General features: G+C 42.4%; 26 protein-coding genes. 21 read left to right on the plus strand and 5 right to left on the minus strand.

Features of this window, described 5'->3' with window-relative positions; genetic code table 11:
- The first annotated feature begins 120 nt into the window (after positions 1-120).
- From FHS68_RS22030 to FHS68_RS22040, 3 genes are read left to right on the plus strand one after another with little or no spacing between them, the layout of a single operon-like run.
- Positions 121-876, plus strand: coding sequence for a TerC family protein (locus tag FHS68_RS22030; RefSeq protein WP_167275015.1), 756 nt, complete (start codon positions 121-123; stop codon positions 874-876).
- Between the two features lie 10 nt (positions 877-886).
- Positions 887-2,917 carry a DNA primase gene (dnaG, locus tag FHS68_RS22035; RefSeq protein WP_167275018.1) on the plus strand — a complete coding sequence of 677 codons (2,031 nt, stop codon included), beginning with the start codon at positions 887-889 and terminating at the stop codon, positions 2,915-2,917.
- Between the two features lie 18 nt (positions 2,918-2,935).
- Entirely contained in the window at positions 2,936-3,484 is a 549-nt protein-coding gene (locus FHS68_RS22040) for a DUF4136 domain-containing protein (RefSeq protein WP_167275020.1), read from the plus strand.
- A 62-nt stretch (positions 3,485-3,546) separates the two neighbouring features.
- On the opposite strand, the gene FHS68_RS22045 is transcribed toward FHS68_RS22040, so the two are convergent.
- Positions 3,547-3,849 (minus strand): YtxH domain-containing protein, encoded by a 303-nt coding sequence (locus FHS68_RS22045; protein ID WP_167275023.1) that lies wholly within the window; start codon positions 3,847-3,849, stop codon positions 3,547-3,549.
- Positions 3,850-4,038: 189 nt separating this feature from the next.
- Here FHS68_RS22045 and FHS68_RS22050 point away from each other — a divergent pair, with 189 nt between their 5' ends.
- Positions 4,039-5,055 (plus strand): WD40/YVTN/BNR-like repeat-containing protein, encoded by a 1,017-nt coding sequence (locus tag FHS68_RS22050; protein WP_229212019.1) that lies wholly within the window; start codon positions 4,039-4,041, stop codon positions 5,053-5,055.
- A 7-nt stretch (positions 5,056-5,062) separates the two neighbouring features.
- On the opposite strand, the gene FHS68_RS22055 is transcribed toward FHS68_RS22050, so the two are convergent.
- A complete protein-coding gene (locus FHS68_RS22055; RefSeq protein ID WP_167275028.1) occupies positions 5,063-6,070 on the minus strand; it encodes a YpdA family putative bacillithiol disulfide reductase in 1,008 nt (335 codons plus the stop codon).
- 136 nt (positions 6,071-6,206) lie between these two features.
- Here FHS68_RS22055 and FHS68_RS22060 point away from each other — a divergent pair, with 136 nt between their 5' ends.
- The 11 genes from FHS68_RS22060 (at position 6,207) to FHS68_RS22110 (ending at position 18,341) form a co-directional block, all read left to right on the plus strand.
- Positions 6,207-7,211 carry an aminodeoxychorismate synthase component I gene (locus tag FHS68_RS22060; protein ID WP_167275031.1) on the plus strand — a complete coding sequence of 335 codons (1,005 nt, stop codon included), beginning with the start codon at positions 6,207-6,209 and terminating at the stop codon, positions 7,209-7,211.
- A complete protein-coding gene (locus FHS68_RS22065; RefSeq protein ID WP_167275033.1) occupies positions 7,189-7,791 on the plus strand; it encodes an aminotransferase class IV family protein in 603 nt (200 codons plus the stop codon). Before FHS68_RS22060 ends, FHS68_RS22065 begins: the two co-directional genes overlap by 23 nt.
- A gap of 33 nt (positions 7,792-7,824) precedes the next feature.
- A complete protein-coding gene (locus tag FHS68_RS22070; protein WP_167275036.1) occupies positions 7,825-8,055 on the plus strand; it encodes a hypothetical protein in 231 nt (76 codons plus the stop codon).
- Positions 8,046-8,360, plus strand: coding sequence for a type II toxin-antitoxin system RelE/ParE family toxin (locus FHS68_RS22075; protein WP_167275039.1), 315 nt, complete (start codon positions 8,046-8,048; stop codon positions 8,358-8,360). The genes FHS68_RS22070 and FHS68_RS22075 overlap by 10 nt, the downstream gene beginning before the upstream one ends.
- 16 nt (positions 8,361-8,376) lie before the next feature.
- Positions 8,377-10,872, plus strand: a complete 2,496-nt coding sequence (gene priA / locus FHS68_RS22080; protein WP_167275042.1) for a replication restart helicase PriA — start codon at positions 8,377-8,379, stop codon at positions 10,870-10,872.
- A gap of 27 nt (positions 10,873-10,899) precedes the next feature.
- Positions 10,900-12,339, plus strand: coding sequence for a pyruvate kinase (pyk, locus tag FHS68_RS22085; RefSeq protein ID WP_167275044.1), 1,440 nt, complete (start codon positions 10,900-10,902; stop codon positions 12,337-12,339).
- Positions 12,340-12,504: 165 nt separating this feature from the next.
- Positions 12,505-13,128: a Uma2 family endonuclease gene (locus FHS68_RS22090; RefSeq protein WP_167275047.1), complete on the plus strand. Its 624-nt coding sequence runs from the start codon at positions 12,505-12,507 to the stop codon at positions 13,126-13,128.
- A gap of 148 nt (positions 13,129-13,276) precedes the next feature.
- Positions 13,277-13,651, plus strand: a complete 375-nt coding sequence (locus FHS68_RS22095) for a BlaI/MecI/CopY family transcriptional regulator (protein ID WP_167275050.1) — start codon at positions 13,277-13,279, stop codon at positions 13,649-13,651.
- A 12-nt stretch (positions 13,652-13,663) separates the two neighbouring features.
- Entirely contained in the window at positions 13,664-15,421 is a 1,758-nt protein-coding gene (locus tag FHS68_RS22100; protein WP_167275053.1) for a M56 family metallopeptidase, read from the plus strand.
- A gap of 4 nt (positions 15,422-15,425) precedes the next feature.
- Positions 15,426-17,213: a M56 family metallopeptidase gene (locus FHS68_RS22105; protein ID WP_167275055.1), complete on the plus strand. Its 1,788-nt coding sequence runs from the start codon at positions 15,426-15,428 to the stop codon at positions 17,211-17,213.
- A 102-nt stretch (positions 17,214-17,315) separates the two neighbouring features.
- Positions 17,316-18,341, plus strand: coding sequence for a Gfo/Idh/MocA family protein (locus FHS68_RS22110; protein WP_167275058.1), 1,026 nt, complete (start codon positions 17,316-17,318; stop codon positions 18,339-18,341).
- Between the two features lie 66 nt (positions 18,342-18,407).
- Here the strand turns inward: FHS68_RS22110 and FHS68_RS22115 are convergent, their stop codons facing one another.
- The 3 genes from FHS68_RS22115 to FHS68_RS22125 form a co-directional block, all read right to left on the minus strand.
- Entirely contained in the window at positions 18,408-18,800 is a 393-nt protein-coding gene (locus FHS68_RS22115; protein ID WP_167275061.1) for an ExbD/TolR family protein, read from the minus strand.
- A gap of 11 nt (positions 18,801-18,811) precedes the next feature.
- Positions 18,812-19,492, minus strand: coding sequence for a MotA/TolQ/ExbB proton channel family protein (locus tag FHS68_RS22120; RefSeq protein ID WP_167275063.1), 681 nt, complete (start codon positions 19,490-19,492; stop codon positions 18,812-18,814).
- 120 nt (positions 19,493-19,612) lie between these two features.
- Positions 19,613-20,224 carry a Uma2 family endonuclease gene (locus tag FHS68_RS22125; protein WP_167275066.1) on the minus strand — a complete coding sequence of 204 codons (612 nt, stop codon included), beginning with the start codon at positions 20,222-20,224 and terminating at the stop codon, positions 19,613-19,615.
- A gap of 39 nt (positions 20,225-20,263) precedes the next feature.
- Between FHS68_RS22125 and FHS68_RS26290 the strand changes: the two genes are divergently transcribed.
- The 6 genes from FHS68_RS26290 (at position 20,264) to ffh (ending at position 25,610) form a co-directional block, all read left to right on the plus strand.
- Entirely contained in the window at positions 20,264-20,722 is a 459-nt protein-coding gene (locus tag FHS68_RS26290) for a hypothetical protein (RefSeq protein ID WP_208408400.1), read from the plus strand.
- 120 nt (positions 20,723-20,842) lie between these two features.
- On the plus strand, positions 20,843-21,655 hold the full coding sequence (locus tag FHS68_RS22135) for an MbnP family protein (RefSeq protein ID WP_167275069.1): 813 nt from the start codon (positions 20,843-20,845) through the stop codon (positions 21,653-21,655).
- Between the two features lie 19 nt (positions 21,656-21,674).
- Entirely contained in the window at positions 21,675-22,802 is a 1,128-nt protein-coding gene (locus tag FHS68_RS22140; RefSeq protein WP_229212020.1) for a cytochrome-c peroxidase, read from the plus strand.
- 18 nt (positions 22,803-22,820) lie between these two features.
- Entirely contained in the window at positions 22,821-23,729 is a 909-nt protein-coding gene (locus FHS68_RS22145) for a transporter family protein (protein ID WP_167275071.1), read from the plus strand.
- A gap of 97 nt (positions 23,730-23,826) precedes the next feature.
- A complete protein-coding gene (locus FHS68_RS22150) occupies positions 23,827-24,162 on the plus strand; it encodes a DUF6787 family protein (protein ID WP_167275074.1) in 336 nt (111 codons plus the stop codon).
- A 125-nt stretch (positions 24,163-24,287) separates the two neighbouring features.
- Entirely contained in the window at positions 24,288-25,610 is a 1,323-nt protein-coding gene (ffh, locus tag FHS68_RS22155) for a signal recognition particle protein (protein ID WP_167275077.1), read from the plus strand.

Here is a 25,610-nt window from a genome sequence, read left to right on the forward strand (position 1 = left end):
AAAGTCCTGCCCGGGTGTAAGAAGCCAGGGCATCAAATTTACGAAAATATTATTTAATTATTGGTCAAACTATCATACCTGATTACTTTCGCAGAAAAATATTCATCATAACTTTTATTCATGGAAGCGTTTTTTACGACGGATGCATTGATAAGTTTATTAACGCTAACTTTATTAGAGGTTGTTCTCGGCATTGATAATATCATTTTTATTACCATTGTCGCCGGAAAACTTCCAGCATCTCAACGAAAAAAAGCACAGAATCAAGGATTGCTTATTGCATTAGTACTTCGAGTAGCCCTGCTTTTTGCAATTTCCTGGGTCATCGGTTTGAAACAGGATCTGCTTACACTCTGGGGACATGGTTTTAGTGGCCGTGACCTAATCTTACTCGGAGGAGGACTTTTCCTGCTTTATAGTACCACAAAAGAAATTCACCATAAGCTGGAAGGTGAGACTGAGGACTTACCATCCGGAGAAAAATCCTCCAAGGCAACGATAACCTTTGGAGGCGCATTGGTTCAGATAGCACTACTCAACATTATTTTTTCTTTTGACTCGGTACTTACCGCGGTTGGCCTGGTAAAAGAGATACCTATCATGATCGCGGCTGTCGTTGCCTCAACTTTGATCATGATTGCATTCGCAAGCAAAATCGGGGATTTTGTAAATAATCATCCGTCCATCAAAATTTTAGCATTGTCTTTTTTGTTGATGATTGGTACCCTGCTGGTAGCCGAAGCTTTTCACTATGAAATCCCAAAAGGGTATGCGTATTTCGCAATGGCATTCTCCTTCCTCGTGGAATTGCTGAACATGAAGCTTGACAAAAATACCAAAGAGGGTCCGATAAAACTCCGCGAACGTGTAAACTGACCGACGAAACATGCGCATTAATCCCGAAACCGTTGAACGCATCAAGCAGACTGCCGATATCGTGGAAGTGGTGGGGGATTTTGTATCACTCAAAAAAAAGGGAGCAAATTATTCTGCCTGCTGCCCTTTTCACAATGAAAAGACTCCTTCCTTCAATGTAAACCCCTCCCGGCAAATCTATAAATGCTTTGGCTGCGGGGCAGGAGGAGATTCTATCAAATTCGTAATGGATATTGATGGCATCGGTTATGGAGAAGCGTTGCGTTATCTGGCTGGAAAGTACAACATTGAAATCCAAGAGGAAGAATTAACCGATGAAGAGACTATCCGCCAGAACGAGCGGGAAAGTCTGTATATCATTTTAAATTTCGCAAAGAACTTCTATCGCCAGCAATTAGAAGATAGTGAAGAAGGCCAGGCCGTCGGGCTAAGCTATTTTCGGGAACGTGGATTTACGAATGAGATTCGTAAGAAGTTCGAGCTCGGTTATAGCCTCGATACCTGGGATTCGTTTATACGAGAGGCACTGGAGAAGGGTTATTCGCCCGAGATATTGGAGAAAGCCGGCTTACTTATCCACAGAGAAGGAAGCCGTCCGGGAGATCGCCAGACAACAGGTTACGACCGGTTCAGGGGGCGGGTCATTTTTCCTATACACCATGTATCCGGTAAGGTAATCGCTTTTGGTGCCCGGATCCTAAAATCTGACAAGGCTAACGCAAACCAAAAGGGGGCGAATCAGCCAAAATATTTAAATTCGCCTGAAACCGATGTATATCATAAAAGTGACGTTCTCTACGGCATATTTCAGGCTAAAAACGCAATCCGCCAGCTGGATCATTGCTATCTGGTGGAAGGCTACACAGATGTAATATCGCTGCACCAGGCTGGGATCGAGAATGTGGTTGCTTCCTCGGGGACCTCGCTTACGGTAGAGCAGATACGTTTGATCGGCCGGTTCACGCCCAATGTTACCATTCTGTACGATGGCGATATTGCTGGAATTAAGGCCGCATTGCGCGGTCTCGACTTGGTATTGGAGGAAGGTTTGAATGTCAATGTCGTTCTTTTTCCCGATGGTGACGACCCGGACAGTTTCGTGCGGAAGGTTGGTGCGGAAGCGTTCAAAGTGCATTTAAAAAAGGCTTCCAAGGATTTTATCTCGTTCAAAACAGAGATTCTATTGGCGGATGCAGGCAACGATCCATTCAGACAGGCAGCGGTGATTGGAGATGTTGTTAACAGTATTGTCAAAATACCGGATGCCATTAAACGGCAGGTATTTTTCCACAGGACGTCAGAAATGATGAAGGTGGATGAGCAAATGCTAATAACGGAAGGGAATAAACAACTCAGAAAACTTCAGACTCAAAAAAGCCAGGATAGACGGCAACCATCCGAAATATCATCCCCAGAGGGCCCGAAGGATCTTGGGTCGTTTTCGAATGATGAATCCCGGCAGAATGCTGAAATTTCTGCCGATTTTTTCCCGCTGGAAAATGATTTTGCAGAAGCGCCGCCAAGAAGTAGGCTGCATTATCAGGAAGAAGCCTTTGTAAAACTGCTGGTTGTTTACGGAACCAAAGAACTTGAACCTACCATTAGCGTATGCCAATATGTATTGGGTCAAATAGATGGTATTGATTTCAAAGACCCCATTTTTCATCATTTGCTGACATTGTTCCGTGAAAATTTCGGTAGGAATCACGTTTTGCCAACTGACTATTTTTTAAATCACCATGAATCAGAAATCCGTGATCAAACGATAGAGTGGTTGACTGTCAGACATGAATTAAGCGATTTATGGAAGGACAAACATCACATTGACGTTCCTTTAGAAATTGATGTGCTCGACAAAACGTCTTTCAACAACATTCTAAGGCTTAAAAAGGCTTTTATTGAGGAAAAAATGAAGGTATGTCTGCAACAGGCAGTTCATGCAAATACTGGCGAAGAACAGGAATCCATCATGACTGAGTTCATGCATTACAAAAGCATCAGCATGGCTGCTGCGAAAGAATTAGGAAGTGTTATCGGTTAATCCTTTAATTATTTCAATATGAAAAATTCCTTGCGCCCACTTTTGCTGTTTTCCTGCTTTCTGCTTTTTAATTGCAGCGCTTCTTACAAGATCTTAAAACCGCAAAAGGAAGTTAATTTCCGACTTTCTGATTATTCTACCTTTGGCTTTTATGACATTGAAGCCCACGGCGACACAATTCCTGAAAATTTTGAAACGAACGTTGGTATTATCAAAAATGCCATAGCCGAGAACCTGCAGGCGAGAGGTTTGGATGAAGCCCGGGACGCAAACCTGAAAATCAACATTGCGCTTTCGGTAAAAGATCAATTGCAAACCCGACAAACTGATTTTAGGACCGAAGGATTGCCCAGGTATATGGGCCAACGTAGGTATTCCTGGAAAAGCGAAGAAGTTGTCATTGGGAAGTACCGCGAAGGGACTTTGATGATCGACCTGGTGGACGCTGCTAATAACAAAATGGTGTGGCAAGGTGGCGGCAGCGGAATTATCCCTGAAAAAAGTAAGAGCTTCACCGCTGATATCGATAAATTAATCAAGGAAATCATTGGCGATATTCCAAAGTAAAGACATATAAAAAGGGCTGCCCCGTCTAAAAAGCAGCCCTTAGAAATTCCTAATATTTACTACTAAGCATTGTTGTTTACTACACCGCGAACTTTATCGTTCACATTCTCAGCAACCGTAGTAGCCTTGTCTTTTACAGTATTCACGTTTTTCAAAAATCCCTCTTTCAGTTTATCAGCCAAAACAGACAACTCTTCAAGGCTTTTTTCATATTTATCTTTCGCGTTGCCACCAAGATCGTTAGCCCTATTTTTAATTAATTTGCGAGTATCCTTTCCGTTTTTCGGGGCAACCAACAGACCAATTGCAATGCCTGTGATCAGAGCACCAATTGAAGCGATCAAAAATTTTTGATTCTTGTTCATATGAATTTCTTATTTTGTGATTAAATGAATTGAACTGCTTACAACAAAAATATTGTGCCAATTTACCGGAAAAAGTCCAACTTGATTTACTTAAGGATGTTTGGTTGTCTGTTAGTGTTATTCGGCATAACCATCCCCTCGTCGACTTTTGCCCAATGGACAATCTACACTATAAAGCCTGCTATTCATATGCGGGCCGTTCATGCCATTACGCCAAGCATTTGTTGGATTGGCGGTTCAAAAGGTACCATTCTCAAAACACTTAATGGCGGAAAAACCTGGTCAACCTATAAGGTATCGGGCGCCGACTCACTTGATTTTCGTGATATTCATGTTTTTAATAGGCAAACGGCAATCGCTATGAGCGCGGGTCCTTCGGAAAGCGACAAGGCCAAAATTTACCGTACTGAGGACGGAGGAGAGAGCTGGAAGCTTGTGTACCAAACTACACAAAATGGGGTTTTTCTGGATGGAATCGACTTTTGGGACAAAAATAAAGGCATTTGTCTGGGAGATCCGATACAAGGCAGATTGTTTATCATCACTACCAATGACGGCGGCAAAAACTGGGAAGAGCAACCCTTGGAAAAGCGACCGGTGGCCGAGCCGGGAGAGGCCTGCTTTGCCGCAAGCGGTACTTCTATTTTAACAAATGGGAAGGGTCATGTCTACATTGGAACTGGTGGAAGCAAAATGGCCCGCGTTTTCAGATCCGAGGATTATGGACAGTCCTGGCAAGTATCATCCACACCTTTGCCAGCCGGCCCGACGAGTGGCATTTTTGGTTTAAGATTTTGGTCAAAAAAACACGGAATGGCGGTGGGTGGAGATTATAAAAAGACTGTTGATTCAACACAAAATGTATTAATGACCAAAGACGGCGGTGTGACCTGGCAACTTACGGGTATGACAAAACCAGGCGGACTTAAAGAAGTTGTAGCCCTTTACCACAAAACGGACGCCGTCTGGACAGGAGAAACTGAATTACGTTGGGATGATTATGCATTGATTGCCAGCGGCCCTTCGGGAACAAGTGTTTCCATCGATAAGGGCAAATCCTGGCGTAAACTCGGAAAAGAAGGATTTCACTCGCTCAGTTTTGCTGGAAATGTCGGTTACGGAGTCGGGGCAAATGGATTGGTTGGTAAAATTGAACGTGTATCCATGAAAAAGAAAAAGAGAAAATTGGCATTAGTAGAGGAATGACGGCAGCTCATATCCTGTCAATCAGTTCTTTTACTTTCCGAATTTCCCTACCTGACAAATGATCCGCAATGGCAGCCGCATGGTCGCGGCCGTTTTCTATAAATACTTTTTCAGTAAAAACGCCAGCCATTACTGTACCGCAAAGATATAAGCCGGTCACGTTGGTTTCGAAAGTATCGGGATCAAAAGTCGGCACTTTGGTAACTGGATCGAGTTCAACTCCGCATCTTGCGATTAAATGTTCATCGGGCAGGTAACCTACCAGCAGAAATACAAAATCAGCGGGAAGCCACTCTGTTTCACCGTTTTCAATATTCTTGATCTGAATTCTTCCCGGCTCAATGGCTTGGGTAATGCTATTAAAACGCGTGTGGATTTTCCCTTCCTTCACCCGATTTTTCACATCCGGCACCAGCCAATATTTCACTTTGGTCCGAAAATCGGCTTCCTTGTGAACTATGGTCACATTTGCATCGTGGCGGTACAATTCCAATGCCGCCTCCACAGATGAATTGGAACCTCCCACCAAAACCACATTCGTATACGAGTATCTGAACGGCTCATCATAGTAATGTGAAACATGCGGAAGATTTTCTCCGGACACATTCAGCATTCTGGGCACATCAAAATAGCCTGTTGCCAGTACCACATTTTTTGACTGAAAGATTTGTCCATCATTCGAATAAGTCAGGAATGTACCATCGGCCTGCTTTTCTGCACGGTCTACATCAATAAAAAGCTTGAAATTAAGGTGGAAGTAACATGCTACTTTCCGATAATACTGCAATGCTTCATTTCGATTTGCCTTTACATCCGAAATCGCAAACGGAATGCCTCCAATCTCAATATTTTCCGCAGTTGAGAAAAATTTCATCCGTAGCGGATAGCGGCGAATGGATTCGGTAAGATTTCCCTTTTCAAGGATCAGGTAGTCTAAACCACTTTTTGCAACTTCCACACCCATAGCAAGTCCGCAAGGCCCTCCCCCAATGATAATAACGTCGTATATGTGCATTTTTTTAATGGCTATCGGCTTTGGCAGTCGGTATTAAAGCTTCCTTGTACCTCTTTTAACTCTCTAATTTAGATATTGGTTTCTGAACTTTGTAAATTAGCTAACTGTTGAAATTGTTCAATTATAATCTTTTAGTTTGAAAGATACCGTCCACAATTTTGTTGGTAATCTGAACGAATGGGGAAAATCGAATACCCCTTTTCTGTTTTTCGTGGACTATAAATTTGAAAATCCAATTGCCTGGAAATTGGAAGATGTTGATCCGACTTCCATTCAATTTGATTTCAATGGGTTCACAAATCACTATTTACTAGCAAAAGAAGAGCTTTCTCAGGACTATTATTTCCATAGAAGACCTATCTCATTTGAGGAATATCAGATCAAATTTGATTATGTGATCAGAAACCTGAAGGCTGGAAATTCCTTTTTGGTTAATCTTTCAGTTCCAACAGCAATTAGCACAAATCTTACCCTTAGCGAGATTTATACAAATAGTGAAGCACTTTACAGGCTTTGGTATAAAAATGATTTTGTCTGTTTTTCTCCGGAAATCTTCGTCAGGATTAATGGAAACCGCATTTCCAGCTTCCCAATGAAAGGTACCATCGACGCGTCGATACCGAATGCGGAACAAGTGATTATGTCGGATCTTAAGGAAGCCGCTGAACATGCTACGATTGTCGATTTGATCCGAAATGACCTGAGCATGGTTGCAGAAAAGGTTTGGGTTGAAAAATATCGGTATATCGACAGGATTGAGACAAATGATAAAACACTTTTGCAGGTCAGCTCCGAAATTTCGGGTATTTTACCAGAAAGTTTTCGAGGCAAATATGGAGATCTGCTTTTGAGGCTGCTGCCGGCTGGTTCCATAACCGGGGCTCCAAAACCGAGTACATTGAAAATCATTGAGGAAGCGGAGGGCTATGACAGGGGTTATTACACCGGTGTGATGGGTTATTTTGATGGTGAAAATTTTGAAAGTGCCGTGATGATACGGTTTATCGAAAATCAGCAGGACAGTCTTATTTTTAAAAGTGGCGGCGGAATCACCGCGCTCAGCAATGCACAAAATGAGTATCAGGAATTAATTGATAAAGTTTACCTTCCTTTCAGCCATGTCCCACACACTGTGTATTGAAACAATCCGCGTTGAAAACCGTGAATTTAAACATCTGGATTACCACGAAGCAAGGTTAAACAAAACGAGAAAGGAACTTTGGGGTTTTACGGATTACTGGAACCTATCCGAAATGATTATCCTTCCCGACTGTATTGAAAATGAGCTACATAAATGCAGAATTGCCTACGGTAAAGAGATCGATAACATTAAATGGGAACCTTACGCTCCCAGAGCAATCCGGAAAATCCGGAAGGTTTATGATGATACCATTGACTATACCTATAAATACAATGATCGCGACGAGCTAAACACCTTATTTGCGCAGCGCGAAGACGCCGATGAAGTCCTGATCATTAAAGATGGAATGGTAACTGACTCCTTTTATTGCAATGTCGCTTTTTTCGACGGGGCGAAATGGTTTACGCCATCGACTTACCTCCTGCCTGGAACGCAAAGGGCTTTTCTGCTGGATTCGGGGGTTGTTGAGGAAAGGGATATTTCGGAGAACGAGATTTTGACGTACCACAAAATCAGACTTTTTAATGCAATGGTAGGCTGGGAGAATGCAGCTACGCTGGAAGTTGGGCTGATTGGTTGATTGTAACTAAAATTCAAAAGTGTAAATTTGACTATGGATATTCAGACTGAAAAGATCGAGCTGGCGAAGCGGTTGTTGGATACCGACAACGAAAGCATTATTGATGCTATTAAATTAATTTTTGAAACTGTTGATGAGACTGGCAATTGGAATGATCTACCGGAAAAGGTGATTTCGGATGTTGAGGAATCTATCAGGCAAGTAGATGCTGGTAAGGGCATACCCCATAATATTGCCAGAGAAACTTACAAAAAATGGCTTTAGAGATTATTTGGTCGCCACGCGCACTTGATAATTTTCACGACATTATCGCTTACCTTGAAGAAACTTGGAGTGAACAAGTTACAAAAGCCTTTGTCGAGAGGACAGAGAAACTACTGGCTTTAATTGCCAAACATCCCCGCATATATAGACAAATCTCTCAAAAGAACTCTGTTCGTGAAGCGTTAATAACAAAACACAACTTTTTGATCTATAAAATCTATCTAGATCGGATCGCATTGCTGGCCGTATTTGATACTCGAAAGCACCCAAAAAAGACGAAAATCTTTTTTAAACCCAAGAGATGAACTTATCACACAATCAATGACCTCCTTTTTCGAGGAAGAAACCACTTTATTCGCTGATTTGATTTTGCCGGTCCCGGTTCCTGCATTGTTTACGTATAGGGTGCCCAGGGAAATGAGCGAATTGATCAAAGTGGGTGCCAGGGTGATTGTTCAATTTGGGCAAAAAAGGGTTATTACGGCAGTTGTCGCCAGGATTCATCCGAATCCTCCGGTTAAATACCAGGCAAAGTATATTTTGGAATTGCTTGACGATCAGCCGATTGTAACTGCGAAGCAGCTTGAACTCTTTAATTGGGTCGCAGAATATTATTTATGCAACATCGGCGAAGTACTTAATGTTGCACTGCCAGCCGGCCTCAAAATCACCAGTCAGTCGAGAATACAACTTAACCCGGAATTTGAGTACGAAGACTTGCTGACCGATCAGGAAAGGATTGTCATTGAGGAAATTAAGAGACATCAAACCCTATCCTACGAAGAAGTAGAGAGGTTGTTGCAAAAATCGAACATTACTTCGATCATTAAGTCATTGGTTGGCAAACGCGCTGTCATTCTTTATGAAGAAGTTAAAGAAAGGTACAAGCCAAAAGTAGTCAAAAAAATAAGGCTTACCGCTTCATACATTACCCAAGAGGCTCTTTCCAAGCTTGCCGCGTCGTTGGAAAAAACACAGAAGCAGCAGGATATCCTGCTAAAATACCTGAGTTACATTCCAGTTTATAACAATCCGGAACTGAACCAAAAAGGACTAGATAAAGCCATTTTTGCCGTGGATGAAGGGATCTCGGATGCATCACTAAATACCCTTATTAAAAAAGGCATTTTTGAGCAGTTCGAAATTTTTGTCTCTCGATTTGAGGACATTCCAGCCGGTAACATGGCCAATATAACACTATCAGAATCCCAAAAAGAGGCTTCAAGACAGATCCAGGACTTGTTGGCAGAAAAAGAAGTTGTTTTGCTTCATGGAATCACTGGAAGCGGCAAGACTGAGGTTTATATCGAATTGATCAAGCAGGTTTTAGGAAGCGGCTCTCAGGTATTGTTTCTCCTGCCTGAAATTGCCCTTACTACCCAGATTGTGATCAGGTTAAGGAAGGTTTTCGGAGATGTAATGGGTATTTACCACTCCAAATTTTCTGACAATGAGCGTGTCGAAGTTTGGAAGGGGATATTGGACGGGAAGTTCCAATTTGTAGTTGGCGTGAGGTCCGCCATATTTCTTCCGTTTGATAACCTCGGATTAATCATTGTGGATGAAGAGCACGAAACTTCCTACAAGCAGCACGACCCAGCCCCACGTTACAATGCCCGTGATGTGGCAGTGATCATGTCATATATGCATAAAGGAAAAACATTGCTGGGATCTGCGACCCCTTCTCTGGAAAGTTACTATCACGCCAAAAGCGGGAGATATGGGCTGGTGGAAATGAAGGAGCGTTTTGGAAATGCGGCTTTGCCTACTTTTGAACTGATTGATACGAAAAAAGAAAAAAAACAAAAACAGATGAAAAATGAATTTTCATCTGTGCTCATCCAGCATTTAAAACATAATCTTAACCACAAAGAGCAGACTATTCTATTTCAAAACCGACGCGGATATTCTCCTTATCTGCAATGTGAGGAATGCTCCTGGATTTCTGAATGTCCCAATTGCGATGTAAGTCTTACTTACCACATGAAGGTTAAGGAATTGCGCTGTCATTATTGCGGGCATAAAGAGGAAGTGCCAAGGACCTGCCCGAATTGTGGTTCGCCCAAAGTAAAAACAATGGGTTTCGGCACAGAAAAGATTGAAGATGAGCTACATCTAATGTTTCCCGAGGCAAGGGTTCAGCGTATGGACCTTGATACTACCCGCGCGAAAAATGCTTATCAGCAGATCATTCAGGAATTTGAGGAGGGTGGGATTGACATTCTGGTGGGCACACAAATGGTTAGTAAAGGGCTTGATTTTGATAATGTCAGCATGGTTGGCATTTTTGACGCAGACAGGATCATTCATTTCCCTGAATTCCGTGCATCTGAACGTGCCTTTCAAATGCTGACCCAGGTAAGTGGCCGGGCAGGAAGGCGTGCCGATAAGCCCGGTATAGTTCTGATCCAAACTGCTAACCCATCGCAGAAGCTCCTCGAACGGATCGTTACAAATGATTATGAAGGAATGTATGAATCTGAGATCGTGGAGCGTGAAAAGTTCAGTTATCCGCCATTTACCAGATTAATAAAGGTCACCGTCAAGCATCCAGATGAGGCAACTTCGGAAAGAGCTGCTAAGATTTTAGCGGAAAAATTAACGTCTAATCTGGGTGCAAGCCGGATTTTAGGACCTCAACCACCTTTGGTTGAAAGAGTAAGAAATCAGTTTTTGTTCGATATTCTCATCAAACTTGAACGAGAAAAGATTAATTTTAAGGCGGCTAAGTCATTTATTCAGGAAAAGGTAATTGACACATTGACCGATAAGACATTAAAAAGCATCCAGGTTGTCATCGATGTGGATTGTTTCTAAAAACCATTACTTACTGCGTACTCATCTATGTCTTCCAAAAAAACAAGAATTGTTGCAACCGTAGGCCCCGCCTCTGAAACGAAAGAAACATTATATGCATTGGCAAAAGCCGGAGTCAACGTTTTTCGGCTTAATTTCTCCCACGGCACGCACGCCGATCACCTTGCAAGATTAACTACCATTCGCGAAATCAATGAAGAATATGGTCTGAACCTTGCGATTTTGCAGGATTTACAAGGCCCAAAAATCCGGATTGGTCTTGTCGCCGATAAGGAAGGTGTTTTAATTGAAGCGGGTAAAAAACTGATCTTATCTAATACCGAAGTTCTGGGAACAGCCGAAAAGGTTAGTACGCCCTACGACGGCATGTATAATGATGTAAAAATTGGCGATCGTATTTTGATGGATGACGGAAAGCTGGAAGTACTGGTTACCGGAATGGACGGAACCGACGTGGTTACGGAGGTGATTTATGGGGGTTATCTCAAATCAAAAAAAGGCGTAAACCTTCCCAATACCAGAGTTTCCATGCCATCAGTAACTACCAAGGATTATGAAGATCTGGATTTTGGCCTTGAACATAACGTGGAATGGGTCGCATTGTCTTTTGTTCGTACGGCTGCTGAAATCATAAAAATAAAAGAATATATTACCAGCAAGGGTAAAACGGCGCGGCTCGTTGCCAAGATAGAAAAGCCGGAGGCGATATTGAATATTGATGAAATCATTGAAGCTACTGATGCGATAATGGTAGCTCGTGGTGACTTGGGAGTAGAACTTCCCGCAGAGGAAGTTCCGATGATCCAGAAAATGATCGTCGACAAATGCAATAAGGCAGGGAAACCGGTCATTGTGGCAACTCAAATGCTGGAAAGCATGATCGAAAGTCCGCGCGCAACCCGTGCGGAACTAAATGATGTTGCTAACTCCGTTTTGGACGGCGCTGATGCAGTAATGTTAAGTGCTGAAACTGCCTCAGGTATGTATCCGCTGCTAGCCGTAGAAAGTATGACACGTACGATTGAAAAGGTGGAATCTTCTACTAACAGCATATATTTTAAACACCATGCCTTTGTAAATGAAAATTCCGGTACTTATAAGCTGAACGATAATGTTGTGATGAGCGCCTGTCGTCTTGCTCGTGATACGCAAGCCGCTGCGATTATTGGGATTACGCGCTCTGGCTACACTTCCTTCAGATTATCCCATCACCGTCCAAAAGCCAATTTACTGATTTTCACTTCCAATAAAGTGCTTATGAACCAGCTTGCATTGTATTGGGGCACCAAAGTATTCTTTTACGATCGTGATCAGGGCGTATCCACGGATGATCTAATCGAGGATATTAAGCTTTTCCTGGTTGAAAAAGGAGAATTGCAAAAAGGCGATGTATTTATCAACACCCTCAGTATGCCTGTTTCGCGGCAACGCAAAACGAATACAGTGAAATTGAGTGTGGTTGAGTAAAAAGAATATAGCATTTTATTTCAGGAAGCAGCAGGGTATCCCCTTGCTGCTTCTTGGTTTTCAGATATTTTACCGTTAGAAAATTGATATTCTACCGCAGGAAAAATAAGAAATACGGAAAATCAAAATTGATTATATTTGATACTAAGCAAACGGATCACCACCATGATAGCTTCACCAGTTCCGAGCAATGTTTTTCCAAAAGCCTCTGCGAAGAATGTACCCAACGTTTTGATTCATGAAATAATAGACGGCAAACCTTACTATCGGAAAGGTTATCGTGATGTATTGAACAGAACCCGGACAATTGACGACATATTGGGAACCAGCTCGCTACAAGCATTTATTATTACATATCTGCTCACAATCATTGTCAGACATTTGGATGAGAATCAATATACCTTTTTGACCAATGAAGCTGGACTTCATCTGGATAGGAAGAATAACCTTGCAGGCGACATTCTGATTTTTGAAAACAATCAACTCCCGATAGAGTTGATTAATAAAAAGTATATATCGGTAACTCCCAAAATTTGCATCGAGGTTGACACAAACATCGAGACCAAAGAATATTCTGAAAACAGTTACATAACCCTGAAAACCAAGAAACTCCTGGATTTTGGTGCTGAAAAAGTGATTTGGTTTTCAACTGAGCCTAAGAAAGTGATGATCGCGACCTCAGGTTCAGACTGGCAGGTACTGGATTGGAACCAGGATGTGATCATCTTGGATGGAATTATTTGTAACGTTGGAAAATACCTTAAAGACAAAGGATCTGAATTTGCATAAACTATACCTAACTAAGTCAACTCAGAAAACGGCGAATCATCCTTCGCCGTTTTTTATTTGCTTAATAACTAATAAAATAGTTTTGAAACTAAGTAAATAGTATTAACTTTGATTTACCGGTTTATTTAGTACTAAAAGATCAATTAATATGGATATTCGCACGCTTACCCGCGCTGAAGAAGAAATAATGAGGATACTCTGGCACCTCCAAAAAGCCTTTGTAAAAGATATACTGGCTGAGATTCCGGAACCCAAGCCTGCCTACAATACAGTTTCCACGATCATCCGGATTTTAGAGAAAAAGGAGGTTGTAGGTTACACCGCCTACGGAAAAACCCACGAATATTTCCCTTTGATCAGCGAGGAAGAATATAAGCGTTACGAGATGAAACAGTTGATGGTCAATTATTTTGACAACTCTCTCCCCAATCTGGTTTCATTCTTCGTGAAAGACAATGATCTCAAAACCAAGGATTTGGATGAAATTATGAAACTCATCAATGATCATAAAAACGACCAATAAAATCTGTTAGCCATGGATACTTTAATCTATTTCGGCAAGGTTAATTTGTATTGGATTATGCTTTACGCCTGTTACTGGCTCATGTTGCGTAACCATACTTTTTTTAAATGGAACCGCTTTTATCTTCTCGGGTCCTTATGCATTGCATTTACATTGCCTCTCATTATTTATCCGGAAACTGCTCCAACGCTTCCGGTGAACTATGAAATTACAGCCGCCGATTTCACATTTGCGCCAACGGAAAATGTTGAAAAGCCACTGATGACCTGGCCTCAGATAATCTGGCTTATTTACGGAATCGGTTTTTCGATTGCAACTTATCACTTGGCTTACCATATCCTGCAACTGAAAAAATTTTTGAATGCAGGTGAAATCATTGACTTAGATGACTGTAAAGTGGTGCTGATCGATTCCAATCACATTGGATCATTCTCATTCCTAAAATGGATCGTAATCAATAGAAGTGACTACGAAAACCACTTTGATTCGATTCTAAGGCACGAAATGGTGCATACTCATCAGTGGCATAGTTTAGATATTTTGTTTACCGAGGTGATGAAGGTTGTCTTTTGGTTCAATCCAGTGTTGCCGCTTTACAAGCGCTCTTTTCAGGAAGTACACGAGTTTCTCGCTGATGAACAAGCTCCAAATCGGGAACATTATGCAAAATTTTTGGTTGCCTACGCTCTTCACGCACCCGTTGCTTCCCTTACCAATCATTTTTTCAAACCATCACAAATCAAAAGCCGAATCCAGATGATCTACAAACACAGAACTTCGAAATGGTTATTGAGTACTTATTTGATCGCATTTAGTCTCATTGGTTTTGCGGCTTTAATCATCGCCGGTTGTGAACGCAAGGAAAATGACCAGCCCATCGCGGAAAGAAAAGCATTGGGTAAGGAAGCAATTGCTGATAAGAAGATCTTCACAGTCGTTGAAGAGCAACCCAAATTCCCAGGAGGAAATAAGGCGATGTTTAAATTCCTTGGTGATCATTTAAAATATCCTGAGAAGGCGGTGAAATCAAACATAACCGGAAGGGTATTCCTTTCCTTTGTTGTAACAGAAAATGGCGAAATAGCTGATATTCAGGTGTTGAAAGGGCTTGGATATGGCTGCGATGAGGAAGCGATCAGAGTTTTGTCTCAATTCCCAAAATGGGAACCCGGAAAACAGGGCGGTATCCCTGTAAATGTAAGGTATAACCTGCCCATCAACTTTCAGATTGAAGATGAAACTGGTGCAAACAAAGGCACTTCCAAATCCGGCCTTGTTCTCAAAACAAATGATGGTAAAAAACCTTTAATGATCGTGAACGGGAAAGTGATGAGTACGAGCGACCTTGCCAAAGTCAATACGGCTAACATCAAAAGCGTAAAGGTTTTAAAAGACGATTATGCACTGGTAGCATATGGCGATAAGGGGAAAAACGGCGTTTTGGAAATCGAAGTTGGCGATGCGCCAGCAGCGAATACACCGCGAACCGATGTCACGATCTCCGATGACAGACCAGCTATGAATCTACAAAAGCCAGCCGTTCCTGATCAAACGTCAAGCTCACTGACACAACTATCTATAAAAAGCAGTCTCTCTACGGCACAACCGCTGGTTATTATCGACGGTATCAAGCAAGAACAGCGCGGTTCAGCGGCGTATGAGCATTTGAACCGGGATGTTATCAAAACTATTTCTGTTGTAAAGAATCCTCTTTCAAATTACGGCGCGGAAGGGCGCGACGGCGTTGTTTATATCACTACAAAAAAGTGAAGCTATGGAAACGCTCCTCTATCTTGCAAAAATCAATGTATTTCTCGCCGTATTTTATAGCTGCTTTTGGCTGCTATTCCGCAAACACACATTTTTTCATTGGAACCGGTTTTACCTTTTAGGATCGCTTATCATTTCTCTAATACTTCCTTCCATTAAGGTTTCAGAAACTTATACAGAATCTATTCCGGCAGCTATTTATAACATTCCGGCGTCGCAGACATTGGCGGCTGTTTCCCAGGTCGAAAAACCAGCGCTGGACTGGACAACATTCTTGCTACCCATTTATTGCGCGGGCGTTATCGTGTTTCTTTCTCGCCTCCTTCTATCTTTTTATAAGCTTTTTATTACAATACAAAAAAGCGCCCGTCTTAATGTTGAAGGGCACACCCTTGTACTGTTGGATGAAACGCAACGGGTGGATACCAGTTCTTTTTCCTTCTTCAAATGGTTAGTTGTCAGCGCCGAAGATTATAAACACAATCCAGATGTCATTTTAAGACATGAATATGTCCATATCCGGCAATGGCACAGCCTGGACATTGTATTTGTTGAATTCCTGAAAGTGGTTTTTTGGATAAACCCGGTGGTTTGGTTTTACAAACGTTCGATGCAGGCCGTTCACGAATTTCTAGCGGATCAGCAGATTTCTGACCGTGATCAATACGCCAATTTCCTTGTGTCCTATGCACTTAATGTGCCTCAAACAACGGTTACCAATCATTTCTTTGATTCATCATTACTCAAAAGCAGGATCCGCATGATCTATAAAAATCCGACATCGCGCTGGTTGCTGGGAAAATATATTTTGATATTACCAATCACATTGCTGGCTGTTTTTCTTACTGCTGCCCGTGAACAAGTGCCTGAGCAAAGCATTCAGAATAAGGTTGAGTTAGTCCGGGATAAAATCGTCTTTATGAAAAGCGACTCTGTCAACATCAGCGGTTCCGTGATTGATGGAAAAGGCAATAAAATATCAGACGCGATCATTGTTCTGGCCGGATCAAAACGGGGTACTTCGACAGACATGGATGGGAAATTTGAATTAAATGCAATGCCTGTTGACGGCAGACTGGTGATCAGCCACGTAAAATTCAAGTCGCTCGAATTGCTTTTAGAAAAGAACAAAACCATTTATAGTATCACGCTGCATGAAGACGCTGCGGTCAATTCGGTCGCAGAGAAGTCCGGGGACAAATTTGTCAACTATAATGTTGGTAAATCAAATCAATCCACCAAAAGCGGGTTTAAAGTGATCGAACAAAAGCCACAGTTTCCTGGCGGGCATGCGGCCATGATAGATTGGCTGAAAGATAATATGAGATATCCTGAACGCGCCTTGATGGTCAATGTTGGAGGGATTGCCCTTGTTCAGTTTACAGTTGATGAGGAGGGCAAAATTGGCGACGTTGTGCTAATTAAAGGTATTGGTTTCGGAATTGACTGGGAAGCCGTAAATCTGGTAAAAAAAATGCCTAAATGGGAGCCTGCCATTCAGAACGGAAAGCCCGTTGCGATGACTCAAGCGATAGAAATCAAGTTTGACCTTGAAGAAGGGAGACTCAAAACAAGGCAGGGCTTATTCCTAAAAGTCAAACAACCGGAAAGTTTGTTTACAATGGACGACCTTGGAAGACAATTAAAGAAAATCTTTGATTTTTCAGTGCTTGAGAACGTCCCGACACCGGTTAAAAGTGACACAGTTCGTACTTCCCACGTAACCTACAGATACATTCCTTATCAAATTGCAACTCCGCGGTACAAGTATCACAAGCCGACCCAATACTAGAAGCGATCATGGCACGACTAGCAAAACTGGTCAAAAAGTCATTTGTTGAATTTGAATAATGTTTCGATATTTTCACATTCGAAACATTATTCATTTCACTGCATGTCAATTCTCAAAGCAGCCATCATCGGGGGCGGCAGTATCGCCGACCAAAATCACATTCCCGCATTAAAAACACTTTCGGATCAGGTTGAAGTCACGGCGATTTGCAGCCGCGATTTAAGCAAAGCAAAAGCGCTTGCAGACAAACACGATATACCGTTTGCATTTAATGATGCGGCCAAAATGTATGCAAGTGGAGGCAGGCCGGACATTGTCGTTAATTGCACTGCGAATAATCTGCATCACCCTTTTACCATTCAGGCGCTGGAAAATGGTTGTCACGTATTTTGTGAAAAACCTCCTGCGATGAACGGCCAGCAAGCCAGGGAAATGGCCGCTATGGCCGCTCACAAAGGAAAAATTCTATCATATAACTTCCAATTGCGCCAAACGGAGGAATACGCATTACTCAAAAAATGTCTCAGCAATGGTGAATTAGGAAAGGTCTACCACATTAAAGCCAACTTCCTGCGCAGACGGGGAATTCCAGGCTGGGGGAATTTTACAAACAAATCCATTCAGGGAGGCGGTGCATTGATCGATTTAGGCGTTCATATTCTCGATCTGGCGTTGGGAATTCTGGATTATCAGATACCTGATCGCATTGTTGCCAACACCTATGATTTCATTGGGAAAGCCGGTGGAAAAGGATTGATGGGTGATTGGGATCCGGAAAAATTTGAGGTCGAAGACGCTTGTTTTGCACATTTGTCTTTCAGTGATAACGCCAGCATATCGCTATCCTCCTCTTTTGCTTTAAATACCAAAATGCAAAAAAATGTAAACCTGGAGGTTTTCGGGACGCGCGCCGGGGCGCTACTGAACCCATTTACGATATATACAGAATTCGCCGGCGAGCTAACCAATATGGAGTTTCCACATCTTGAAGAAACAGATATTCAGCTTAAAAATACTGCTGCTTTCCTGGATGCATGTACAGGAAAGCAGAGTAACATTTGCAATGCAGAGCAAGGAGCGGTTTTACAGGAAATCGTCGAGCGGATCTATCAAAGCGCTCAACAGTAGCTTATTAATAAAACTGCCCTGAAAATTTAATTTCCAGGGCAGTTTTATTGGTATTTTATGATGGCTCTATTTTGCAGTTGCCATGACCATTTTAATGTCATTCTTCGCTCCAAGTTCCAGCACATCTACCAAATCCTGAACGGCCAGGTTTTTGTCAACCCTTAGCACAATGGTACGCTCTTCAACATTGGCAAAAATACTTTGAAGTTCTGCTTCAAGACGATCAAAAGGAATAGGCTCTTTATCAATAAAATAACCTTTATTTTCATCCACTGAAAGCGTGATCTGCTTTTTATACATCTGTTGTGATGCCGATGCTTTTGGTAACATCAGCTTGATCACATTCGGATTGGACATTGTCGAAATGATCAGGAAGAACAACAGAAGAAAAAACATGATATCGTTTAGAGAGTGCGTAAACACCTCCGGCACAAACCGGGTCTTGCGACGTATTTTCATATTTTTATATTTTACTTAGCAGCGACCGGCTTCTGTAATACATCCAGAAAATCGGAAGCAGCCATTTGCAGTCTCAATGCAAAGCCGTCGATTTTCATGTTCAATAAGTGATAACCTGCATAAGCAATCAGACCAATGATCAAACCGGAGCCGGAAGTGATCATTTTTTCATACATACCCCCAGCGATCGTGCTGATATTGAAGTCATTGGAAATTGAGATATCATAAAAGATACGGATGATACCAGAAATGGTACCTACGAAACCAAGCATTGGCGCGATACCTGCAATTACACCTAAATATGGCAAGTTGCCTTCCATACGCTGAATCTCAATCTGGCTTGCGTTTTCGATGGTTGTCTCAATGTCTTTGATTGGATATCCGATGCGGCCGATCGCGCGTTCTAATATTCTCCCGGATGCGTTCCGCTGGTTTCTGCAAAGCGATTCTGCTGACTTTAAATTTCCCTGCTGGATAAAATCTTTCACATTATCAATGACTTGCGGCTCAATTTTTCCATTCGCATTAATCCCCAAAAACCTTTCAATAATCAGAAAAAGGGTTGCCAGAAATAAAAGTCCGAGCGGCAACATGACCCAGCCCCCTTTTGCGAGAAGATCTATAACGGAAAGCCCCTGGTCAGCAATGGGTGCTGCCACGGTAGAGTCAGTAAGTGCTTGCAGAAGCATCATATGAGAGATAAAAAGTGAACGGTTAAGAGAATGAAATTGAGGTCAATTGGGTGTAAAAACAACTTTGAACATAAACGGAGCAAGTAACCCCGTATTGTTTAAAGGGCAAATATAGGAAAATTACTCTTCGGAGGGCTCTGCCACAACACCTTCAAGCACATTCTGAGTCCTGTCGTAAATATCCGATAACAATAGTGACGCTTCCAATGATTTAATGGATATCGAATCGGTTAGTTTGTACCCTTCAGAAGCAAGAAGCCAATGATTATCTGGGGTGCGGCGGAAAACTTCTGCACCTATATTAAGAGAGTTAATTAGAATATATTCCTGAAGGCTATCTATATCCCGGTATAATCTGAATTTATCTCCACGATCGTAACCTGTGGAGCCAGCAGAAAGCACCTCAATAATAATTGTAGGATTTGTAATTGAATTCTTATCCTTTTCGGAAAACTTGTCTGGCCCACAAACTACTACCAGGTCGGGATAAGTATACAATGTATTTGAAGGAATATGAATTCTCTGGTCACTTGAATAGCTTCTGCAGGATTGTCGGCCCTTAAGGATAGAATGTATTTCTCCTGATAAGTTTTCTTTAATACGGTTATGGCTTGGCGTGCCGCCAGCCATCATGAATATCTCCCCACGAAAATATTCACTTTTATAACTGGCCTTTTCTTCCATAAGAAGATAGTCGCTTTCGGAGTATGTGGTTTGTGCTACTGCTGACATCGCTGAAATGTTGTTTTAACAAAAATAAGAAATTAGTGCATGTATCTCTACGAGTTCTTCTTTACCTTTGAATTTGATACTATCCGATCGATTGCATTTTTGAAAAGTCTGACAAAACAATGGATTTCACTCAGCCTGCTGAGTCTCATGCTTGTAAAAGTAATGGTGATCCCTTTGTTATATCTGGACTTTGAGGTTCGACGAGACTACATTATCGCCAATCTTTGCGAAAACCGAAACCGTCCGCAGTTGCATTGCGATGGAAAGTGTTATCTGGCAAAAAAAATTGCCGATGCCAAGAAACAAGAAGAGAAGCAGGCAGAAAATGATTTCCTATCCAAACTGCTTGTATCCGCTACGGATCTTTCTGCTTTTCGTTCTATTGCCATCGCTCCTGAATTCGCTTTTACTTTTTTAAAGACTACCAAATTCAGTTTCGCTACTTCGTTTTGGTCGTCCAACAATATACGGGATATTTTTCACCCGCCCCTCTGCTGACCTCTCAGCTTCTGTTTTAAGATTCCTTATTTTTTTATTGCATTTCGTATTGTCCTCGCCCAATAAGGCGTTCAGGTTTTGCCTGTCTGTTGGTCATACAGATGCTCAAATTCTATTTTCATGAAAAGTCTATTCACTTTTTGCGCATACCTGTTTGCGGGTGCGTTTATACTTACATTATCTGCCTGCAGTGATAGTGAACCTTCACCTACCGCAGCGTCAGGAATTACCCTGGAATTCGACAATGTTGTTGGCGACAAAAATCTTGTCTTGAGTGGTCCATCCAATACCAATGCATTCGGAGAAGACTTTGTGATTACCAAGTTTAACTACTTCATTTCCAACATTAAGCTATTACGTTCCGACGGCACCAGCCACGTTATTCCGCAGGATTCCAGCTATTTTCTTATTCAGGAAGATAACAAAGAGTCTCAGTTCATCAAATTGAAAAATGTACCAGTTGGTGATTACTCAGGTGTCGAGTTCATGGTAGGCGTGGATAGTTTAAGGAGCACATCCCCAATTGAAAAACGTAAAGGCGTTTTGGATCCGGGTGGCACCATGGAGGATGGGATGTATTGGGCGTGGAACTCTGGTTACATATTTCTTAAAATGGAAGGCACTTCCAGCAAAGCCACCTCAGCAAATGGTAAATTTTACTACCATATCGGCCTTTTTGGAGGTTTTGACACAAAAACAGTAAATAATACCAGAATTGTCAAGCTGGAATTCGGGTCGTCCAAAGCCTCGGTGACAGCAGAGGAAGTTCCGGAGGTCCATTTGTTGGTGGACGCACTTAAAGTGTTTAACGGCCCCGGCACCAACCTCTCCATTGCGCAAAATAACACCGTTATGAGCCAGCAGGCGGCAAAATCACAGGAGATTGCCAACAATTACGCCAAGATGTTTACGCTGGACCATATTCATAATTAAAGTCAATAAACTTTAAAAATTGAAAAACGTATTCAAATTTCTTTGTGCAAAGCCCATGCTGATGTGGTTAGGATTTCCAATCATAGTCATCTTCTCTTGCAAAAAAGAAACGGAAACGCCTGAGCCCATTATCGAAGACAAGGAGCCTACCCCTGTTACCTGGATCAAACCGGCCCATTTCCCCGATCCGGTTTACGATATGAGCAGGAATCCTTTGACGGAAGAAGGCGTTGAGCTCGGGCGTTTCCTGTTTTATGACGGCATTCTTTCCCGTACCAATCAGATCGGCTGCGGTACCTGCCACCAGCAGGTAGCTGCTTTTACCCATCACGGTCACGAACTGAGTCATGGAGTGGACGATTTGCTTGGGACGCGAAATTCTCCTGCGGTGCAGAATTTGGCCTGGAACCCGTCATTTTTCTGGGACGGGGGCGTCCATGATCTTGATCTGCTGCCATTTAATCCGATTGAAAATCCTGTGGAAATGGGAGAAAAAGTGCAGAATGTAATCACGAAACTCAAAAGCACGCCAGTTGCCAACGCGAAAAAGCCTGTGGATTACCCTGCAATGTTCAAAAAAGCATTTGGTACTGAGGAAATCAACAGTGAGCGGATGATGAAAGCCTTGTCGCAATTCATGCTGACCATGGTTTCTGCCAATTCGAAATACGACTATTACGTAAAAGGCGACGTCACCGCATTCAAAGCGCAGGAAAAAGAAGGATTAGTGCTTTTTAAAAACAAATGCAGCAGTTGCCATAGTGGCGAATTATTTACGGATTTCAGTTTCAGGAACAATGGGTTGGTTCCTATTAAAGTTAATGATCAGGGACGCTTTGCAGTGACCGGAACGGAAACTGACAAGTACAAATTCAAAGTACCGAGCCTGAGAAATGCAGGATTAACTGCTCCGTATATGCACGACGGCCGATATCGCACTTTGGAAGAAGTGTTGGATCATTATTCGGACAGCATTCACAGTTCGGCGACATTGGATCCCATTTTTATAAAGTCTGATGGGAAAACCGGCATTGCGCTAACGGCGGCAGAAAAACAATCCATTGTCGCCTTTTTGCGAACATTAAGCGACGAGCAATTCGTAAAGGATGCCAAGCTTTCGGATCCAGGAGTAGGCACATCATTTTAATTATTAATGTAAAAAATTATGAGGATCAGATATATCATTTTAATCCTTTTCTTGGCCCTAACCCCGAAGACGCAAGCTTGCGACATCTGCGGTTGCGCCAATAGCGGGTCGTACTTTGGCTTATTGCCACAATCAAATAAGTCGCTTTTCGGAGTCAGGTATCAGCGACTGGATTTTGTAACGCATTCGTCCAGCACCGTGCTGCGGACTGAGGAACATTTCAATGTCAGTGAATTGTATGCCCGGTTTTTCCCGATCAAAAGGGTTCAGGTCATGGCTTTTTTGCCATATCGTGTTGACAGACAAGTAACTTCAGCGGACGTAAAAAAACAGCATGGCTTTGGAGATGCTACGATTCTAGCTAATTACAATGTGCTGAACACTTTGATGGACACCAAAAGCGAGTCGGCTTTCACGCACACCTTAATGATTGGCGGCGGGGTCAAGCTGCCGACCGGGAAGTTTAAATTTGACGAGAATAACACTTTACAAGTCGCCAATGCCAATTTTCAGCTTGGTACAGGAAGTGTAGACGCCATTGTAAATGTATTTTATACTATTAATAAAGATCAATGGGGACTTGCAACCAATGTGTCCAGGAAGTTCAATACAACCAACTCCCAGGATTATCGCTTCGGAAATCAATCATTTGGCTCTGTGGATCTTTACCGGTCATTTACAATCGGCAACATTTCCCTCACACCCAGCGTCGGAATTTATGGTGAAAAATCCCAACATGGTATTCAAAAAGGTGAAATCCTGAAAGAAACAGGCGGTACGATACTTAATGGAGCGGCTGGAATCACATTATTTGCCAATCGATGGACATTAGGTGTGAATGCCCAAAAGCCACTTGCCCAGAAAAGCGCCTCGGGACATGTCATTGCAAAAGAACGCGTGCTTGTTCAATTAGGCTGGTTATTCTAGCCAGAACCCCCTGATTAAACATTTATTAAAATCAAGGATAATTGCGCTTCGCGTTGTTTCTTTGTGAAAATTTTAAGACATTCAATTGATAAGATATATGCAAAGCGGAGAAAAAAACGCACAGCCATGGTTGGGAAAGATGCAGGCAAAGTGGGGATTGGAAACAACCAGGCAGGTTTTACTGGTACTAGCCGTTTTTAGCTTATCAGGTTCTTCGGTGGTTTGGCTGCGCAAAGGTCTTTTCCATTTGCTGGGTTTCGATGACGCCACGCCAATGTGGCTAAAAACAATTACCTACATTCTTTTCATTTTTCCTACCTACCAGACGCTTTTGCTATTGTATGGATTTTTGTTAGGTCAGTTCTCATTTTTTTGGGAAAAAGAAAAGAAAATGTTCCGTTGGATCGCTGCGAAATTTAAGTCAAAAGATTAAGCTTTTTGAAACGGATTACTCCGCCGAATTTGTGGGAGTACAGGATTCTCGATCCTGTACTCCTTATTTTATTTATACCTTTGTGTATTACTTGAAATCAGGATCAGAATCATACATATTACTCCATGTTTGAAAACTTACAGGACAAACTCAACAACGCTTTCCGCACACTTAAAGGCAAGGATAGAATATCTGATATAAATGTTGCCGCGACCACCAAGGAGGTTCGTAAAGCACTGGTCGACGCCGATGTTAACTTCAAAGTCGCCAAAGATATCACCGACCGTATCCGCGAAAAGGCGCTCGAACGGAAAATACTCATTTCCGTTGAGCCCGGACAAATGTTCGTCAAGATCGTTCAGGAAGAGCTGACCGAACTGATGGGCGGACAGGCTGAAGGGATTAACATTAAAGGCGACCCGGCAGTCATTCTGATCGCAGGTCTGCAGGGTTCCGGTAAAACCACATTTTCTGGAAAACTGGCAGCTTTACTCAAAAAACAAGGAAGGCAGGTATTACTTACCGCCTGCGACGTATACCGTCCCGCGGCGATTGATCAGTTGAAGATATTGGGCGAGCAAGTGGGTGTGGAAGTTTACTCTGAGCCGGAAAACACTAATCCCGTAAGCATTGCTCAGAATGCCGTTGCTCACGCCCGGAAAATTGGCAAGAAGATCGTGATCGTCGATACGGCCGGCCGTTTGGCGGTGGATGAGGTGATGATGCAGGAAGTGCAAGACATTAAATCTGCCGTAAAACCTTCCGAAATCCTCTTTGTGGTCGATTCCATGACCGGGCAGGATGCGGTGAATACTGCAAAGACTTTTAATGAGAGACTTAATTTCGATGGTGTTGTCCTGACCAAACTGGACGGCGATGCGAGAGGTGGAGCTGCATTATCCATTCGCCAGATAGTTGATAAGCCCATCAAATACATCAGTACCGGCGAAAAAATGGAAGCCCTTGATTCCTTCTATCCTGATCGTATGGCGAGCAGGATTTTGGGTATGGGTGATGTGATTTCCCTGGTTGAAAGAGCACAACAGGCTTTTGATGAGGATGAGGCGAAACGCATCAATGCTAAAATGCGTCAGAATAAGTTCGATTTAGATGACTTTTTGGGCCAATTGCAGCAAATCAAGAAAATGGGTAATGTGAAGGACCTGATCGGGATGATACCTGGAATGGGCAGTGCCATGAAAGATCTTGATATCAGCAATGAATCCTTCAAACCCATTGAAGCCATCATTCAATCCATGACCGCAAAGGAACGGGAAAATCCAGATATGATTGATGGAAGTCGTAAGAAAAGAATAGCTACGGGCAGCGGAACTTCCATTTTACAGGTGAATAATCTGATCAAGCAATTTGATGAAATGCGAAGAATGATGAAAAAGATGAATACCATGCAGGCCGCCGGTAAACTGGGCAAAGCAGTACGTCGCTAG

Origin of the sequence: Dyadobacter arcticus (assembly GCF_011762185.1) — a bacterium.
In the GTDB taxonomy this organism is placed as follows: Bacteria; Bacteroidota; Bacteroidia; order Cytophagales; family Spirosomataceae; genus Dyadobacter; species Dyadobacter arcticus.

Coding starts and splice junctions, on each gene's coding strand:
- FHS68_RS22030 (WP_167275015.1), top strand. CDS start 121: ATGGAAGCGTTTTTTACGACGGATGCATTGATAAGTTTATTAACGCTA.
- dnaG (WP_167275018.1), top strand. CDS start 887: ATGCGCATTAATCCCGAAACCGTTGAACGCATCAAGCAGACTGCCGAT.
- FHS68_RS22040 (WP_167275020.1), top strand. CDS start 2,936: ATGAAAAATTCCTTGCGCCCACTTTTGCTGTTTTCCTGCTTTCTGCTT.
- FHS68_RS22045 (WP_167275023.1), bottom strand. CDS start 3,849: ATGAACAAGAATCAAAAATTTTTGATCGCTTCAATTGGTGCTCTGATC.
- FHS68_RS22050 (WP_229212019.1), top strand. CDS start 4,039: ATGCGGGCCGTTCATGCCATTACGCCAAGCATTTGTTGGATTGGCGGT.
- FHS68_RS22055 (WP_167275028.1), bottom strand. CDS start 6,070: ATGCACATATACGACGTTATTATCATTGGGGGAGGGCCTTGCGGACTT.
- FHS68_RS22065 (WP_167275033.1), top strand. CDS start 7,189: ATGTCCCACACACTGTGTATTGAAACAATCCGCGTTGAAAACCGTGAA.
- FHS68_RS22070 (WP_167275036.1), top strand. CDS start 7,825: ATGGATATTCAGACTGAAAAGATCGAGCTGGCGAAGCGGTTGTTGGAT.
- FHS68_RS22075 (WP_167275039.1), top strand. CDS start 8,046: ATGGCTTTAGAGATTATTTGGTCGCCACGCGCACTTGATAATTTTCAC.
- priA (WP_167275042.1), top strand. CDS start 8,377: ATGACCTCCTTTTTCGAGGAAGAAACCACTTTATTCGCTGATTTGATT.
- pyk (WP_167275044.1), top strand. CDS start 10,900: ATGTCTTCCAAAAAAACAAGAATTGTTGCAACCGTAGGCCCCGCCTCT.
- FHS68_RS22090 (WP_167275047.1), top strand. CDS start 12,505: ATGATAGCTTCACCAGTTCCGAGCAATGTTTTTCCAAAAGCCTCTGCG.
- FHS68_RS22095 (WP_167275050.1), top strand. CDS start 13,277: ATGGATATTCGCACGCTTACCCGCGCTGAAGAAGAAATAATGAGGATA.
- FHS68_RS22100 (WP_167275053.1), top strand. CDS start 13,664: ATGGATACTTTAATCTATTTCGGCAAGGTTAATTTGTATTGGATTATG.
- FHS68_RS22105 (WP_167275055.1), top strand. CDS start 15,426: ATGGAAACGCTCCTCTATCTTGCAAAAATCAATGTATTTCTCGCCGTA.
- FHS68_RS22110 (WP_167275058.1), top strand. CDS start 17,316: ATGTCAATTCTCAAAGCAGCCATCATCGGGGGCGGCAGTATCGCCGAC.
- FHS68_RS22115 (WP_167275061.1), bottom strand. CDS start 18,800: ATGAAAATACGTCGCAAGACCCGGTTTGTGCCGGAGGTGTTTACGCAC.
- FHS68_RS22120 (WP_167275063.1), bottom strand. CDS start 19,492: ATGATGCTTCTGCAAGCACTTACTGACTCTACCGTGGCAGCACCCATT.
- FHS68_RS22125 (WP_167275066.1), bottom strand. CDS start 20,224: ATGTCAGCAGTAGCACAAACCACATACTCCGAAAGCGACTATCTTCTT.
- FHS68_RS26290 (WP_208408400.1), top strand. CDS start 20,264: ATGTATCTCTACGAGTTCTTCTTTACCTTTGAATTTGATACTATCCGA.
- FHS68_RS22135 (WP_167275069.1), top strand. CDS start 20,843: ATGAAAAGTCTATTCACTTTTTGCGCATACCTGTTTGCGGGTGCGTTT.
- FHS68_RS22145 (WP_167275071.1), top strand. CDS start 22,821: ATGAGGATCAGATATATCATTTTAATCCTTTTCTTGGCCCTAACCCCG.
- FHS68_RS22150 (WP_167275074.1), top strand. CDS start 23,827: ATGCAAAGCGGAGAAAAAAACGCACAGCCATGGTTGGGAAAGATGCAG.
- ffh (WP_167275077.1), top strand. CDS start 24,288: ATGTTTGAAAACTTACAGGACAAACTCAACAACGCTTTCCGCACACTT.